At 34.1% G+C, this 15,885-nt stretch carries 11 protein-coding genes and 2 tRNA genes; 5 read left to right on the forward strand and 8 right to left on the reverse strand.

Features of this window, described 5'->3' with window-relative positions:
• Nucleotides 1-39: 39 nt before the first annotated feature.
• Entirely contained in the window at nt 40-768 is a 729-nt protein-coding gene (locus LUA86_RS11600; protein ID WP_231462287.1) for an SDR family oxidoreductase, read from the reverse strand.
• Between the two features lie 103 nt (nt 769-871).
• On the opposite strand from LUA86_RS11600, the gene mtgA reads away from it, so the two are divergent.
• Complete coding sequence (gene mtgA / locus LUA86_RS11605) at nt 872-1,600, forward strand: monofunctional biosynthetic peptidoglycan transglycosylase (RefSeq protein WP_231462289.1); 729 nt, start codon at nt 872-874, stop codon at nt 1,598-1,600.
• Between the two features lie 128 nt (nt 1,601-1,728).
• Here the strand turns inward: mtgA and LUA86_RS11610 are convergent, their stop codons facing one another.
• The 4 genes from LUA86_RS11610 to LUA86_RS11625 all read right to left on the reverse strand — a co-directional run bounded on the left by LUA86_RS11610 (nt 1,729) and on the right by LUA86_RS11625 (nt 9,915).
• Nucleotides 1,729-5,502 carry a glycosyltransferase family 2 protein gene (locus LUA86_RS11610; RefSeq protein ID WP_231462301.1) on the reverse strand — a complete coding sequence of 1,258 codons (3,774 nt, stop codon included), beginning with the start codon at nt 5,500-5,502 and terminating at the stop codon, nt 1,729-1,731.
• Nucleotides 5,492-6,799, reverse strand: coding sequence for a glycoside hydrolase family 2 TIM barrel-domain containing protein (locus LUA86_RS11615; protein WP_231462304.1), 1,308 nt, complete (start codon nt 6,797-6,799; stop codon nt 5,492-5,494). The genes LUA86_RS11610 and LUA86_RS11615 overlap by 11 nt, the downstream gene beginning before the upstream one ends.
• An 85-nt stretch (nt 6,800-6,884) precedes the next feature.
• A complete protein-coding gene (locus LUA86_RS11620) occupies nt 6,885-9,302 on the reverse strand; it encodes an AsmA-like C-terminal region-containing protein (protein WP_231462306.1) in 2,418 nt (805 codons plus the stop codon).
• A 133-nt stretch (nt 9,303-9,435) separates the two neighbouring features.
• Complete coding sequence (locus LUA86_RS11625; protein ID WP_231462315.1) at nt 9,436-9,915, reverse strand: ABC transporter ATPase; 480 nt, start codon at nt 9,913-9,915, stop codon at nt 9,436-9,438.
• 51 nt (nt 9,916-9,966) lie between these two features.
• On the opposite strand from LUA86_RS11625, the gene LUA86_RS11630 reads away from it, so the two are divergent.
• Entirely contained in the window at nt 9,967-10,461 is a 495-nt protein-coding gene (locus LUA86_RS11630) for a hypothetical protein (RefSeq protein WP_231462322.1), read from the forward strand.
• Here LUA86_RS11630 and LUA86_RS11635 read toward each other — a convergent pair.
• Both LUA86_RS11635 and LUA86_RS11640 read right to left on the reverse strand, forming a co-directional pair.
• Nucleotides 10,456-11,244 carry a (Fe-S)-binding protein gene (locus LUA86_RS11635; RefSeq protein WP_231462324.1) on the reverse strand — a complete coding sequence of 263 codons (789 nt, stop codon included), beginning with the start codon at nt 11,242-11,244 and terminating at the stop codon, nt 10,456-10,458. The genes LUA86_RS11630 and LUA86_RS11635 overlap by 6 nt on opposite strands.
• A gap of 105 nt (nt 11,245-11,349) precedes the next feature.
• Complete coding sequence (locus LUA86_RS11640) at nt 11,350-12,651, reverse strand: 4Fe-4S dicluster domain-containing protein (RefSeq protein ID WP_231462326.1); 1,302 nt, start codon at nt 12,649-12,651, stop codon at nt 11,350-11,352.
• A gap of 219 nt (nt 12,652-12,870) precedes the next feature.
• On the opposite strand from LUA86_RS11640, the gene LUA86_RS11645 reads away from it, so the two are divergent.
• Together LUA86_RS11645 and LUA86_RS11650 are read left to right on the forward strand one after the other, a co-directional pair.
• Nucleotides 12,871-12,943 (forward strand) — tRNA-Phe (locus LUA86_RS11645).
• 118 nt (nt 12,944-13,061) lie between these two features.
• Nucleotides 13,062-13,134 (forward strand) — tRNA-Phe (locus LUA86_RS11650).
• Nucleotides 13,135-13,209: 75 nt separating this feature from the next.
• On the opposite strand, the gene LUA86_RS11655 is transcribed toward LUA86_RS11650, so the two are convergent.
• Entirely contained in the window at nt 13,210-13,635 is a 426-nt protein-coding gene (locus tag LUA86_RS11655; RefSeq protein ID WP_231462328.1) for an SRPBCC domain-containing protein, read from the reverse strand.
• 633 nt (nt 13,636-14,268) lie between these two features.
• Here LUA86_RS11655 and LUA86_RS11660 point away from each other — a divergent pair.
• Nucleotides 14,269-15,867 carry a S41 family peptidase gene (locus LUA86_RS11660; protein ID WP_231462330.1) on the forward strand — a complete coding sequence of 533 codons (1,599 nt, stop codon included), beginning with the start codon at nt 14,269-14,271 and terminating at the stop codon, nt 15,865-15,867.
• Nucleotides 15,868-15,885: the final 18 nt, after the last annotated feature.

The raw sequence follows: 15,885 nt of genomic DNA on the forward strand, positions 1-15,885 counted from the left end.
TTTCCATCTTCCCTTTCACATCATCCATTTTCCATCCATCTATCCTTTAGGCGTAGTCGGCCTGATTTCAATTTTACTCGGTAGTGTTCTGGCTGGCATAGCAAGTAAATCAACCACTAATTTACCCATATCTTCAGGTTGAATTTTCCATGCATCATCCTGCTCATTCGGGCTATGCTCATTAAAATGACTAGCTACAGAACCCGGCATAATCGTACTTACTTTAACACCGTATTTTCTTAAATCGAGCATTACAGATTGCGTAAAACCTGTTAAGCCAAATTTACTGGCATTGTATGCCGAACCGCCAGCAAAGAAATTAGTTCCGGCCAGGCTGGAAATGGTAAATATGTAACCCTGGTTTTTCTTTATCTCCTCAACGGTAGCTTTAATGCTGTAAAATACGCCGGTTAAATTAGTATCAATAATCTCATTCCATTCTGCAATACCAATTTCATCAATCGGTGCAAAATGTCCAACACCTGCATTAGCAATTAACACATCTAATCTTCCCCACTTTTCAACTATTAAATTTACGGCTTCTTGCTGCGAAGCAAAATCTTTAACATCTGCTTCTATAGCTAATATATCTCCAAATTCTACCAATTTCGATGCAGCTTCATTTGCACCATCTATTGTTCTACTTGTAATGGCAACTTTATAACCACTTTTTAAAAGCGATTCTGCAATTCCATAACCTATGCCTTTGCTTCCGCCTGTTATTAAAACTATTTTCTGACTCATAATATCCTTTTCTGAATTAACCATTGAAATACAAATATGTTTAAGCTTTATTAGTTTTGATAATCGAAATGTCAATAACGATTGGATAGAAATTACATCTCGAACAAGTTTTTGCTAACTTTGCAGCATGACGAAAAAACGAAAATCGAAATCAAGAACTACAACTAAAAGACCTTGGTTAAAGAAATCAATTGATATAGCAACAAAGGTTTTTATTTATTTTCTTTTAGTTTCGGTTATCTGGGTTCTTGCACTTCGTTTTATTAATCCGCCAATAACTTTGTTGATGGTGTTGCGCAACATTGAACGTAAAGCTGATGGGAAAGCCTTTAAGTTGGAGAAAAAATGGGTCAGGTTTGAAGATATTTCTGATAACATGAAAAGGGCCGCCGTTTCTGCCGAAGATCAACTTTTTTTGAAACACATTGGCTTCGATTTTAAATCAATAGAAAAGGCTTTCGCGAGTAATGCAAAAGGGAAAAAAGTGAAAGGCGGTAGTACAATTTCACAGCAAACAGCTAAAAATGTGTTTTTATGGCCTGGTCGCTCTTGGATAAGAAAAGGTTTTGAAGCTTATTTTACTTTATTGATAGAGATTTTTTGGAGTAAAGAAAGAATTTTAGAAGTATACTTAAATGTGATTGAGATGGGTGATGGTATTTACGGAGCCGAGGCAGCTGCACAAGAATATTATAACAAATCCTGCCAAAAACTCAGTAGAAATCAGGCAGCATTAATTGCATCATGTTTCCCAAATCCACGTCGTTGGACACCCAAAAATGCTACGCCTTACATCAGGCACCGCCAATATCTAATATTAAGAAATATGAAGCGCCTTGGACCATTAGATTTTTAAGTTAAAATGAACACTTCAAATTAGAAGTTATAGGCAATGTTAATCCCATCTTTTACATGCCCGCAAAAAATTCGTTTTGAAGATAATTCTATTCACATCTAATCAAAAAAACTCAACCCTAATTAAAGCTACTTACGTTTTAGGCGTATGTTTAATTGAGAATCTACAATACGCACCATTTTATCGTTATATACATATAGTCTTATTCTATAATTTTCCGGATCATCTGGTACAGTTATATTTCCATTAGTGCCGGTACCAGCGTCTTTAACTTCTATAGGATTTTTAAATTGGTCGTACTTAATAATTTCCCATCTAAATTTTAAAATACTTTTCTCATCAGATAATTTCCATTGACCATTTTCAAAAATTAATGCATTAAATGTAACCTGGCTTTTCGGCCACATAGTGGTTGCAGGTAGCAATATTTTAGTGAGTGGTATTTCAATTTTCTGATTACCATTAGTTAATTGATTTGCCAATTGATAGGCCTCAACTTTAAATTTATCTGTATTATCCTTTAAACCATTAAAAGATATAAAGTTTGTCGTTTTTTCATCTTGCCATCTGGAGATGAAAAAACCAGTTGCGATATTTTTATCTGCTAAGTAAGATTCTAGTGTAATGCTGCTTAAAAATGATTCTACTTCAGGAAGTTTTTCTTCCATTTTTTGTCTTTCCTCCTCAACCACTCCTATACAATCTATATCAGTTATTGCTTGTGCAAATTTGTTGTAATCCTCTTCAAGATGTTCATCAACATAAATATCTGCACTTAATGGCCTGCTATCAATGGTTTTTATTCTTTTAATTAACGTGTTTAACCAAACAAAATATGCTTGTTGTTCTGTATATAAATCGGGTTTAAAATTTTTAAAACGTAAAGATTTCATTGGATTATTAGCAATATTCCACATGATTATATTTGAATTATCTTTATGCTCTTTGATACTTTTGAAAATCTCATCTGCTAAATTTTGCATTTCCAGGCTATCCCCTATCAAACTTACATTTTCAGGAACCCAATAACCCATAACAACTTTCAAATTTTTATCGTCGGCGGCTTTTAAAATGGTTTTGTCGTAAATGGTAAGTCCATAAAACTTAATTGTATTAAAGCCAATTTTTTTGATTTCAGTTAAATCTTCAATTATATCACGCTTTTTTAATACGATTCCATTACTAAACCAGTTTTGATTTTTTTTATAGTTAATGCCTCTAATTTGATTTAAAAATTTAAGATTCTTGTTGTTTTTGGTTGTAATTCTATTTTGATGTGGTTTATCTACATTATAATTAAACAAAATCCAGTTACTACGTTTATTTTCCAGCTTTGTAAGCTCAGTAAAACTATTAAAATTTTCTATTTGCCAATTCAGTTTATCGCCTGTCCAGCCATTAGGTAAATTCATATCTACTGAACTATCGAATAAAATATAGGCCTTAATTTCCGGGAATTTATTTTTTAACGTTTGTGTAGTCTGATTAAACCAATCGCTTTGCTTAGCTTTATGTAGAGAACCCATTTCTGCAAGCATCACAGGTAAACCTGTTCTAAATATTTTGTTTTGATGAAATGGTAGATAAAGTTGCTCCATAGAATAACTACTTTTATCAGAAGTGCCATAGTTCAGATTAGTTACACCTATCCAATCTACTACATTGTTGCCAGGAAAATATTCATCTATGGCTTCAGCTTTCCACGGATTCCAAACCCAAATTACATTATTAACATTTTCTTTAGCAAAAAATTGATGTATGTACACCCAAGCTTGTTTAAACTCAGCAGGCGTGTTTGATCCTGTTGCGCTCCATGGATATAGTGGGTTGTCTGTTTCATGCGCAAAGCGAATAAATATTGGTTTGTTGATATTTTTTATTTGTGCTGCGAAGTCAGCTAAATAAGTATCAAATTTATGCTCTAAAATGCGTTTAAAAATCTTCTGCTCAATTATTTCAGCTTTTAAATTAGATGAATTATTAAATAAACTTTGCCAGGGTTCCCAGGTTATCATCGGAATCGATTTTTTTTGATAGATCGAATCGATAAGTTGCCTAGGGACTTTGCATTTTTCAGCATCGCCCCATGAAAGATAAAGGGATACGATGCCAAAATTGAGTTTTGATTTATTCTCTTGTTCGTTAATTTTCTTTACAGAGGATAATCCATTTGTATTATCTGGTAGGAATATTCCAGGTATTAAAATATTTTTATTATAGTTTGGGATGGTCACTTTTTCTGATATGAAGTTATTTTTGAAAGACCAAAATCCGATACAAGCTGCAATCAAAGTTGCTATTAACAATGCCGAACGCCTAACTTGCTTGTATAAAAATCTTCTAGTCAGCCAAAACCTTTTCTTAAATTCAGACAGGCCAGACATTATGGTATTTAAAACTGGCTTACTTTCTTTTATCTTTCTAAAACCAGCCTGCCTGCTCGCCAATATTGAAAAGCTAAGAATAAGGCAGTTTACGAGACCAAATCCACTCATTATTAAGTTGTATGGGTTCCAATCTGAATTTAAACCATAAATAATTGCCGCTATCGTTAAAACGATAATAGAAATATTTGGAATGTTTATGCTCCAACTGGTCTCCTCCTTACCATCTTTAGGTGTAGGGTTATATGGAACCTTTTTTCTTAAAATGGTATAATATAATCCAATCAGAAAAATCCACCAGGTTCCAATCATTAATAGGCCGCCTACAACATGGAAACCTCTTTCTTCTTCTTCCATAACCCAACGTTGCACAAAAAGCCTGATGAGAAAGGATAATAGGGCCAGAGGTCCTGCATAGAGCATAAAATAGAGGAAATCGATATTTATCGGACTGGTATTAAATATTAACGACAGAATTGGAATCAAGAAATTCATCAGAAATACTAATCCGGATAAATAGTATAATGGAATTACTGCATAATGAATTTTTTGTTGCCAAGTAAAATTTTTAAAAAGTTTTGGATAGGAGGTTACCAAAAGTTCGAAAACACCTCTTGACCATTTTAACTGTTGCGAATAATAGGCAGACATTGTTGAAGGCACCAAACCTCTGGCTAATACTTGCGGCACATATAACGATTTCCAGCCTTTAGCATGCAAATGCATCGCGGTATTCATATCTTCGGCTAAGCCAGCAGCATGACCGCCAATTGATTCCAGAGCCGTCCTCCTAAATGTGCAGTTAGCCCCAATTGCAAGTACAGTTCCATACTTATTCATGGTCATCATAATCGGACCATAAAACTGAAAGGTTTGTTGTGCAGCACCTTTTGCAACAAGACTTTCGCCATAATTTTTATATGCCTGCACAATTTGTACGTAGCCCACTTTCTCATCACTAAAATGACCAACTATAGGATCAAGAAAATCAGGTTGTGGAACGTGGTCTGGATCTAAAACCACACATAATTCTCCGTTAGATTGACGTAAAGCGTTATTAATATTTCCAGCTTTAGCATTAATTTTTTCTATTCTGGTTACATGATGAACACCTAATTGCCTGCATAAGTCTTTGAAGTAGGGGTCATCAGATTCATCACATAAATAAGATTGATGTGGGTAGGTGATATTTACTATAGCCTGAAGTGTTTCCTCAATCATTTTATAAGGCTCGCCTTTACAAAATGTTGTAAAAACATCCACAGTATATACTTTACTTAACGTTTTATCAGTTGGTACGGTTATATAAAAGTAATGAATCCATTCGTGTATAAGCCTTGAGCAAGTATACACGATGGTTATGGTTAGCATGTAATATAATACCGGATATTCTGCTGTGCCTTTAAAAACCTCGTTTAAAAAGAGCAACATCACGAAAACCCCAGCTATGATAATAATGCGTAAACGGAACAGTTCCCATTTTGAGGGTGCAATTATAGTTTCGGGTTTATTTTTCATTACCAACTACGTAAAATGGAATATTTGCGGTTGCTATATTTCCTTGTTTATCAAAAACAGTTGCAAACAATCTGTAAGGTCCTTCAATGCCCGGTGCGTTAAACCTGACACTAAATCCAGATTGCCGTATTATTAAACCGCCAATTTTTGATGGTCTCACAACATTATCTACGTTGTTTTTCTTAAACCAATCTTCTGGATATATTTCCCACTTAATTTCTAAATTACTTGTATCTCCGGGAACATTAATACGGGCGTTTTGTGCTTCTTGTGGCTTTAGCAAAATATTGCTTATCGCTTTTTTATCTGATAAATTTATATCGGTAATTTTCGGTCCGGTGTAAGCTAGTTTTTTCCCTTTCCATAATTCTTCTACGGCATAAGCAGCTTCAGTTTTATTTCCGAATTCATCAAATAAGCTAAACCAGGTATGGGTAATCTCTTGCTTCTGACCCCAATAGAAAATGAACGAACCCAAAAATCGTGGGTCGTTAGTTGGCATATACTTTTGATACCTATCAATGTAAGCCTTCGCTTTTGAGGTACTTGTAGGCTCAATTTTGGCTTTCCAGGCAGTTTCAACATGGCCATCCCATGGTCCATCAATACTCCACTCTGTTATCAAATAAGGTCCATCCCAAAACCAACTGAAATTTTTTAAGTCATCCTTTAGTTCAGATATTCTACTAAAGATATTAAAGGAAATGATATCAATATTCGTTCTTAATTTGATATTAACAATATCATTTTTTTGGAAGTTAACCATCGTAGTCGTTACCGGATGGTCGGGATCATCCTTGTGTATCATATCAACAATACGATTAAATGATTTATAGAAATGGTAATAGTTAGGTTTGTTTGGAAATACCAGCTCGTTACCAACACACCACATCAAAACAGCAGGGTTGGTTTTAAGGCGATTTACCAATGCTTCAATTTTTTTAAAATCAGCCTCAACCTTGGCTTCGTTATTATAATAATCCAAATATTTACTTGGCGGAATAGGTAAACCTACTATAACTGAAATGCCATGCTTGTTTGCTTCATTTAGAATTTTGTCCACATGCGTTGTGTCCCATATTCTAATGGAGTTGCCACCTGATTTTTTTAGTTCTTCTAAATTTGTGTAACCGGAGGCACCTTTAATATTAAAAACTTTTCCGTTTTTTAATAAGTTAAACTTTCCATTAATTTCCTGGATAGAAATTTTGGAATTCGCTATTTTCTTATCAGTACAAGAGTAGACTGAAAATAAGAGTAATATTGAGAGAATTTGGGATAGATTTTTTGAGAGCATAATGATTAGATCAAATATACTATTTTCTATAAAACTCTATGGCACTCCCAAAAGGTGTGTTACAATTGTTACTTAATATGTAAGATTAATCGTGCTCTTTATTCCATCTGATTTTTATTCCACCTTTCTCATCGTCTATAGCTTTTAGGTGAAGTACTATTCCTTTCATTCTGGCTTCGCGTTTCTCTTTATTGGTTAAGTTTTCGTCGCCTTTTGGATTTCTTAAGGGAATATCCATCTCTACATTTGTTCCGGTGTTTAGCGCATATATGCCTTTTACATTAAAGTTTAATGCACTGGAATTAATTTGCATTGGCTTAATTTCTACTTTATCACCTTTCACAATCAATGTTCCATCTAAATTATTAATTCTTACATCAGATAAATTACGGTTAGCAAAAGCAAATTTGCCCACTTTAACCATTGGTTCGAAATTAACTAAAGCTGCATTTTTTAAATTGAAGGCCACTTTTCCATTTATAGAACGGGGAAGAATTTTTCCAGCGTGAGAGATTCTGCCAGAAATATTTACTAAGGATGATAGATAGCCTTGCAGGTTTTTGTTCGTTATTGTGTTTTGGCCAAAGTTATCAAATGAATAGAAAAAATCCTTTACGCTAACGTGGCTGATTTTTGAGTTGATTTTAAAAACATTCGAGCCTGTTTCCTGAATAATGTTTCCATCTAACGTTAGTAAACCACCAGCATGCGCTACACTAATTTTATTGAAGTAAATGCCCGAACCTCTAAGTGAAACATCCGCATTTAAATTTTTGGCAGTAAATTTATCATAGATAGCTTTATCAACTTTAAGTTGAATATTCATTTTAGATAGCTCTAAAACATTACTTAATTCTTTAGAAGCCGTTTTCATGCCGCCTGTAGATTTACTTTTCTTCTTTACAGTTCTTGGTCCTAAAAAAGGTAAAAACTCATTTAAATATAATTGTGGGCTATACATGCTCAGGTTAACCACAATTTTCTCAGGGTCGGTATAATATAAATTTGCAAAATTAGCAATATTGCAATTAACGTTTAATTCACTTTTACCAAGTTGAAAATGGCCATTATTTATTATTAAATTATTTTGATTGAAATTGATGTTAAGTGCACTTTTTATTAAATGGAGTTTGCGTGGGATGTAGAGAATATCAGCATTAGCGATTTTTATGGCGCCAGAAACAACTGGCTTTGTAAACCGGAAATTATCAATATCTGCTTTGCAATACAGTTTTACATCGGCTGTTCCGTTTTTAAACTCAAAATCGTTAGTTCCTATAGAATTATTTAGGTTAGTTAATGGAAATTGCGATGTTACCAATCCGGTAGCAATAGGTCTGGCTAAATTGTTAACAGTAAAACTGTCTATTTTTAAAGGTGCATTAAAATATTTAGCGGTTAAGTTATGGAATTTGATAGAAGAATTCTCGTCACCTATTATACCGCCAAGGGTATCTTGATTGGTAAAAGAACCATCAAAATTTGCCGCCGTTAATTGCCCGGCGGGTATACTAACTACATTATCCCGAACTTTAATTCCCACTTTTATTAACGGATCGCCATATTTCCCAGAACCATCATCAATTATGTTTCCTCTAATGTCAATTGGTTTTTCAATTCCAAATTTTAAAAGTTTTGATGAAATATTTGGCGAAAGCAGCATAGCAACATCTTTAAATAAGATTTGGTCAACTGCAATGCTAATGTTAAAGCCAGCTTTAGCTAAATCTATCCTTGCACCAATTTTAAAAGGATGCTCCCCAATTTTCAATATTTCAGGCTCTAATATAACTGCATCGTCTTTGCGACTATAATGTGCAGAAAGTGTCCCATCTAAAACTTTATCTTTCAAGAAACTGCCTTTTCGCGTATTAAAAGCAAAGCTATTTACCATTGTTCGTAAACGTATTTTACCAGTCCAGCCACTATCAGGATATTTTAATCTGCCCTGAACCTGGTCGATATTGAAATTGAACAGCTTAAATCTTTTCTTGTTCTCAATTACTAAGTTTACTTTGTTTAAGTCTATTTTTCGCACCGCAAAATCTGGTGTTTTAGAATCAGTTTTTTCTGTTTTTGTAGCTTTACTTTTAAAAATACTTGTATTACTATATCCGTTAGTATCGGTATAAATGTAAATGGAAGCATTATTGATGGCAATTTGATTAATGTTTACGTCGCCTACAATTAAAGATAGCACGTTTAAAGAAACATCAATATCCTGTGCTTTTAATAAATCGTGTTTGTGCTGATTGTATAAACTATCTCGTAATAAAACACCATTTAAAGAAACTGATACGCCGGGAAAACTCTTAAGTAATGTGGGTTCCATACCGGTTGCGGTAATTTCTCCATTTAAGTTTTTATTTAGTTTCCCTAAAATGGAACTTAAGATTTCTTTCTTATTTCTGCTGATGTAAAATGCACTGGCCAACCAGGTTAAAATGATTAAAATAAATATTGCTGAAACTATTTTTAGGGAGATTTTTAACCAGCGTGCCATAGATATTGTTTGATTTAACCAATATAATGATTTAACCAATCAAATTGTTTTGGCATTTAACATAAAATTAACCTCTTATTTTATTGAGGATTAGTTTTTTACGAAATATCTGTGAAGTTGAATAGAATTATTTTTAAAGTAGGTGAGCAAAAACCTGGGCATGCCAGCTGTTTTTAAAGGGAATTTCCCATTTAGTTTCTAGTTCTTGCAAGGATTGAACCATGTTATTAAAAACAATTGTTTCTGGTGTTACATTTTTAATGTTTACCAAAGTTTCAAAATCTTCTTTGCCTTGAACGTGCACCACATCATCAAGCTTGTAAGCTATATTGAAACGATTGAACAAATCAATCCCATGGGTTTGCTCAATATCTTTAATGATTCTTACAGAGCTGTCTATTGAGCAACCTGTAATACCTGCCTGGGCTTCATCAACAATTAAAATAATAAAATAACCGTAGCGAATTTCGGCTTTTGCCATTAATTCGTTGCCGTGAGCTTTCCACTGACTGGTAAAGGCCTCAAGTTTTTGAAGAATTTCTCTTTCTTCAATCGATGTTAATTTACGGTTGCTCTGGTATATCCAAACTCTTGATTGTGGAGAAAAAATCATATTACAAATTTATCAATTTAATTAACTTGCTTTCATCAAAACGCTACCCCTATGAAAAAGTTTACATTCTGCTTGCGATTATTGTGTATTCCTATTCTATGTATGTTTTTATATGCTTTTTCATCAGTAGATTCGGTTGATGAATACGTAAATTATTTGCAAAAGAGCTTTACAGAACACTATGATTTTGCGCAGGAAAGTAGCACGATAAAGAAGTACGAGCTAAATGTTACTAACAACGGTTTTTGCAGATATAAGCGTTACTTTAACAGTGGAAAGGTAGAATACTTTGCATTTAAACTTGCCAAATTTAAAGATTTGGATTATTTGGGAACATCAACAGCCGGTAAATTATATTTGCGAACAAAAAGCGATGATGTAATTGTTCAGACTTATAATGATAGGGCAGGAGATGTTGATTCGATGGCAGCGAGTATAGTAATTCCATTAAAAAATATTGAAGCCGAGGATTTAAATCAAATAAGAGAAAGCCTGACCCGAATCGGGCCCAACAAAACTATTCAATTAAAGGAAAGTAAATTATAAGCCGTTTGCTCTTGCAGTAATTTCAGCGATATCCAATACTTTTACCTCTTGTTCTTTATCTTTTAACTTGATTCCATCGCTTAACATGGTCATGCAGAATGGGCAACCTGCAGCTATCACTTGTGGGTTGGTTTCCAAAGCTTCATCAATACGCTCTACATTAATGTCTTTGTTGCCTTTTTCTGGTTCTTTAAACATTTGTGCACCACCTGCTCCGCAGCATAAACCGTTACTTTTACAACGTTTCATTTCTACTAGCTGTGCATCTAAAACTTCAAGCGCTTTTCTGGGCGCTTCGTAAATTCCGTTTCCTCTGCCAAGATAGCAAGGATCATGATAAGTAATTTTTTTGCCTTTGAAACTTTCGCCGCCTTCAGCTTTTAATTTACCTTCATTAATTAAATCCTGAATAAGTTGTGTGTGGTGAATAACATCATAAGTTCCACCCAAACCCGGATATTCATTTTTAATGGTATTGAAACAATGCGGGCAACCCGTTACAATTTTTTTGATATTGTAGGCATTCAAAACCTCAATATTTGTCATGGCCTGCATCTGGAATAAAAACTCATTGCCAGCTCTTTTTGCAGGGTCGCCTGTACAGCTTTCTTCGGTACCTAAAACTGCATATTTTATACCAACATGATGAAGGATCTTGCAAATATCACGTGTGATTTTTTGTGCCCGTTCATCATAACTCCCGGCACAACCCACCCAAAATAATATTTCTGGTTCTTCTCCTGCAGCCATTAACTCGGCCATTGTTGGTACTTTAAATTCCATTTTTTGTCTGTTCTATTTAGTATCAAGTATTAGGTATCAAGTATCAAGACGTGATGAAAATAACGTATTAAGCGTTTTCTTTAATCTTTAACTTTGGTTTCAACCTCAACCATTATTTTCTTCTGCCCAATTAAAACGGTCAGCAGGAGAATATTTCCAGGGTGCCTGATTGTTTTCAATATTGCCCATCATTGTATTAATGCTACCTGGTGCCTGAGATTCTTCCATCACTGCAAAACGCCTTAATTCAGTAATAATTTGTAGCGGATCGATGTTTACCGGGCAAGCCTGAACACATGCGTTACAACTTGTGCATGCCCAGATTTCTTCTCTGGTAATATAATCATCCAATAAAGATTTTCCATCCTGATGCTCTGCTCCGTGTTTATCAATATTCTTCCCGATTTCAGTAATTCTGTCGCGGGTATCCATCATAATTTTGCGTGGCGACAATAACTTGCCTGTTATATTAGCCGGACAAACTGAGGTACAGCGGCCACATTCTGTACAAGTATAGGCATTCATCAGGTTTACCCAATTTAAATCGGTAGCATCTTTAGCGCCGAACTTACCAGCTTCGGTTTCTGCCGGAACAAATGAAGGGTCGAGCATGGCTTTAACTTCATTGGTAACAGAAGCCATGTTTGTAAATTCTCCTTTTGGATTTAGATTTGAATAATACGTATTTGGGAATGCGAATAGTATGTGAAAGTGTTTTGAATATGGTAAGTAATTTAAAAAGGCCAAAATGCCGATGATGTGAAACCACCAGGTACTTCTTTCAATCATTACAAGAGATTGAGTGGAATTTGGCAGTAAATTTACCAAAAACTGACTGATAGGAAATGAGCCTGCAGATACATAATGGTCGTAACCTAACAACTGCAATTTTGCATCTGCTGCATTCATCAACAGAAAAGCCGTCATTAACAAAACCTCTGTGATTAGAATGTAATTGGCATCAGATTTTGGCCAACTAGTCATTTCAACACCTTTAAAGCGTTTCAGGTTTAAAACATTTCTTCTGATAAAAAAGATGATACAAGCTAACCAAACGGTAAAGGCAAGTATTTCGAAAGAACCGATTAAGAAATTATATAAACCGCCCAAACCATGAAAAATTCTGTGTGTGCCGAATAAGCCATCAATCATTATTTCTAATACTTCTATATTGATGATAACAAAACCAATATAAACGAAGAAGTGTAGAAATGCAGGTATAGGTTTTACAACCATTTTAGACTGACCAAAAGCTACGCGTAACATGGTCATCAATCTTTTTTGTGGCTGATCATTTCGATCAACAGCTTTACCCAAACGAATGTTGCGGATAATTTTGCGCATATTAACCGTAAAAAGGGCTATTGCAGCAACAGTAAGTGCAAGAAATAAGATTTGGCTCACCATGTAGTTAGGATTGTTGCGCTAAATTAGGATATTTAATTTAAATTAATTGTTATGCATGCATAAAAAAACTTCAGTTTGTATTTATTCTAAATTATTAAAAGCGAAATATATTTTAAGCTTAAAAAAATTAATTTATTGATAATCAGCTAGCGAGCTTGTTTTTGAAAAAAAAATTTTGCTTTTGGAAAAAGAACACTACATTTGCAATCCCAAACGGGAGGTGCCATAGCTCAGTCGGTAGAGCAAAGGACTGAAAATCCTTGTGTCCCTGGTTCGAATCCAGGTGGCACCACTTCAAAAGCCTTTTAGAAATAAAAGGCTTTTTTATTTTGAATTAAAGAATGTTATTTTTTGCAAAAGCATTCTTGGATTTGAAAAAAAGAATATTACATTTGCAAGCCCAAACGGGAGGTGCCATAGCTCAGTCGGTAGAGCAAAGGACTGAAAATCCTTGTGTCCCTGGTTCGAATCCAGGTGGCACCACTTCCTAAAAAGCCTTTCAGCAATGAAAGGCTTTTTGTTTTAAAACAAATTTATCAACCATTATTTTTGGCTCATCTAAGCTTCCGCTAATTCAGCAACTTTATCTAAGGCTTTTGGCCAGGTTTCGTTAAAATAAGGTTTCCATTCATCTTCTACGCCCATGTCTATTTTTAAAAGTGTTCCACCATCAGTGGCTTCTAAAGTGTAATTTTCTAAGGTGCCACTCCAATTATTGTCGTAATCTTCCTTACCTTCTTTAATTTCGCCAAGATGTTCTATAGATAAATATTCATTGCGGATATTTTCCTTAATTCTCGCAATCATGCCATTGCCTGTTCCATCTCCAAAAATAGCCTTGCTGCCTTTTTGCCAATCAGTATCAACTGTTGAGTTTTCGGCAAAAGGAGTGGTCCATAAACTGTAAGTTTTTTCTCCAAATAAGATGTTCCAAACCTTTTCCGGACTTGCTTTAATCTGTTTTACGAATTGTAATTTTTCCATAGTTTCTCCAATTTTATTATTCCCAGTTAAATATCTATATAAATATAATAAACATTAAAGTTGTAAAGCTTAAAAATATGAGTTGAAATTGTAATGCAAAATTTACTTCTAATTGTAAAACAAACGTTTGATTAGTATTAAAAACAAATATTTTTTGTATATTTAATTATCCATTAGTTACAGAAATAAGTATATCGATTATTTCAGGCATTTCATCTACTTTGTTATTTTAACAAGCTACTTTTAAATAAATTCACATCATTAAATTAATATAGCGCTCTTTATAATCGTTCAATTCGAACCTGTTTATTTAGATAAGGATTGAATAGATTATAACTTTTAAAATACTTTGTTTGAGCAATCAGTTTTTTTATAAAGCAATTAATGTTTATAAAGGCTTATTAAAATAAGTCGGTTCTAAAAATAGAAGAATTTAACATCCCATCCTGTATTATTACAGAAAAGGCCTTTCAGCAATGAGAGGCTTTTTTGGTGTTTTTGAAATAAACTTTACAAAACATATGCATACTTAAAATTATAATATTGCGTATATTTAATAAATCGCTCATTTAGGTAAACTATTGTTCCTATTTATTCGTATTTATATTAAATCCCTTTGGAAATCAATTTTTTATGAAAAATTTCTGTATCAAACCACTAGTATCAACAGTGTTGTTTGGCCTTATTTTGGTTTCTGCTTGTAAAAAAAACAGCACTTCGCCAGATGTTGTACCGCCCACACCCGTAAATCCGGTAGGTACCCGGGATGAACTTACTAAAGATTCAATTTTTCTATACGCTAAAGAACTTTATTATTGGAATACTTCGTTGCCAACTTACGAAGTATTTAAACCAAGAAGTTTTAGTAGTAATGAAACTGAACTGTTCGCTATAACGCAGTATTCTAAAAATCCGGATACAGGTTTGCCTTATGAATATGTTGCGAATAGCACCTCTCCCAAATATTCATTTTTTGATTATGGTGCAACAGGAAAAACAGCTGCACTTAAGGCAGATTTAAATGGTACAGAAAATGATTTTGGTTTTTCTGTTTTGTACAACACCATTCCAGATTTACGCATTAAATATGTTTATCCAAATTCGCCAGCCAGTGCACAGGGATTAACAAGAGGATGCAGAATAACCGCAATAAATGGTCGAACAAATATCTCTTACAGCTCAGGTAATGTGGCTTTTTTAAATGATGCATTATTTGGAACTGCTGCTTCGATTAATTTAACCTTTACAGATTTAGCTGGCGTTAGTAAAAGCGTTACAGTTTCAAAATCTACCTATACTTTAAATCCAATTCTGTTTACAAACGTTTATACCGTTGGGACAAAAAAAGTAGGTTATGTAGTATTTAACAGTTATACAAACAATGTTACAGCTGCAATAAACTCAACATTTGCAAATTTTGCAACACAAGGCGTAACAGAAGTAATTGTAGATTTGCGCTACAATGGTGGCGGTTATGTGAGCACTGCAACTCAAATTATAGATATACTGGCTCCATCTGGCCAGAATGGAAATGTAATGTATACTTCTTATTATAATTCATACCTGCAAGGGTTAAATAACTTAACTAAGGAGCAGAAGAAAGCAACGGTTATATCGCATCAACCACTCCTCGATGCGCAAGGTAAAATACAAAGTTTTACAGGAGGCGTAAATGGTAAATATGCAACCTATGCCGATTTAGATTATTCATCAACTTCTGCAGATAACATTGAGCGTTTTGCAAAATCAGGTTCATTAAATTTGAACAGAGTATATTTTATTGTTACCGAAGCAACTGCATCCGCAAGCGAATTAACCATTAATTGCTTGAAACCGGTTATGGATGTAAAATTAATAGGTACACAAACTTATGGTAAGCCTGTTGGTTTTTTCCCTATTAAAATTGATAAGGTTGAAATGTATATTCCAGAATTTGAAACAAAGAACCAATTAGGTGTTGGAGGTTATTATTCGGGTTTGGCGGTAGATAAAGAAGCTTACGAAGACTTAACGAAAGATTGGGGCGATGCAAGTGAAAGTTTACTTAACCTTGCGCTAACTTACGCAAGAACCGGGAGTTTTGTAACCACGGCAGCTAAATCAGCTACACTAGGGGCAAATTCTACAACAAGTTTACAAAGGTTATCATCAGCTGAAATTAAATTGGTTTCTGAACAATTAGACCAGAGCGGCTTTAAAGGAATGGTTAAAGAACCGTCTAAAAAGTTTTAAGCATACAAAAGCCTCCAT

The organism is Pedobacter sp. Leaf132 (genome assembly GCF_920984695.1).
In the GTDB taxonomy this organism is placed as follows: Bacteria; Bacteroidota; Bacteroidia; order Sphingobacteriales; family Sphingobacteriaceae; genus Pedobacter.

Bases quoted from the DNA above. Each gene is read 5' to 3' on its own strand.
- LUA86_RS11600 (WP_231462287.1), bottom strand. From the start codon at position 768: ATGGTTAATTCAGAAAAGGATATTATGAGTCAGAAAATAGTTTTAATA.
- mtgA (WP_231462289.1), top strand. From the start codon at position 872: ATGACGAAAAAACGAAAATCGAAATCAAGAACTACAACTAAAAGACCT.
- LUA86_RS11610 (WP_231462301.1), bottom strand. From the start codon at position 5,502: ATGAAAAATAAACCCGAAACTATAATTGCACCCTCAAAATGGGAACTG.
- LUA86_RS11615 (WP_231462304.1), bottom strand. From the start codon at position 6,799: ATGCTCTCAAAAAATCTATCCCAAATTCTCTCAATATTACTCTTATTT.
- LUA86_RS11620 (WP_231462306.1), bottom strand. From the start codon at position 9,302: ATGGCACGCTGGTTAAAAATCTCCCTAAAAATAGTTTCAGCAATATTT.
- LUA86_RS11625 (WP_231462315.1), bottom strand. From the start codon at position 9,915: ATGATTTTTTCTCCACAATCAAGAGTTTGGATATACCAGAGCAACCGT.
- LUA86_RS11630 (WP_231462322.1), top strand. From the start codon at position 9,967: ATGAAAAAGTTTACATTCTGCTTGCGATTATTGTGTATTCCTATTCTA.
- LUA86_RS11635 (WP_231462324.1), bottom strand. From the start codon at position 11,244: ATGGAATTTAAAGTACCAACAATGGCCGAGTTAATGGCTGCAGGAGAA.
- LUA86_RS11640 (WP_231462326.1), bottom strand. From the start codon at position 12,651: ATGGTGAGCCAAATCTTATTTCTTGCACTTACTGTTGCTGCAATAGCC.
- LUA86_RS11655 (WP_231462328.1), bottom strand. From the start codon at position 13,635: ATGGAAAAATTACAATTCGTAAAACAGATTAAAGCAAGTCCGGAAAAG.
- LUA86_RS11660 (WP_231462330.1), top strand. From the start codon at position 14,269: ATGAAAAATTTCTGTATCAAACCACTAGTATCAACAGTGTTGTTTGGC.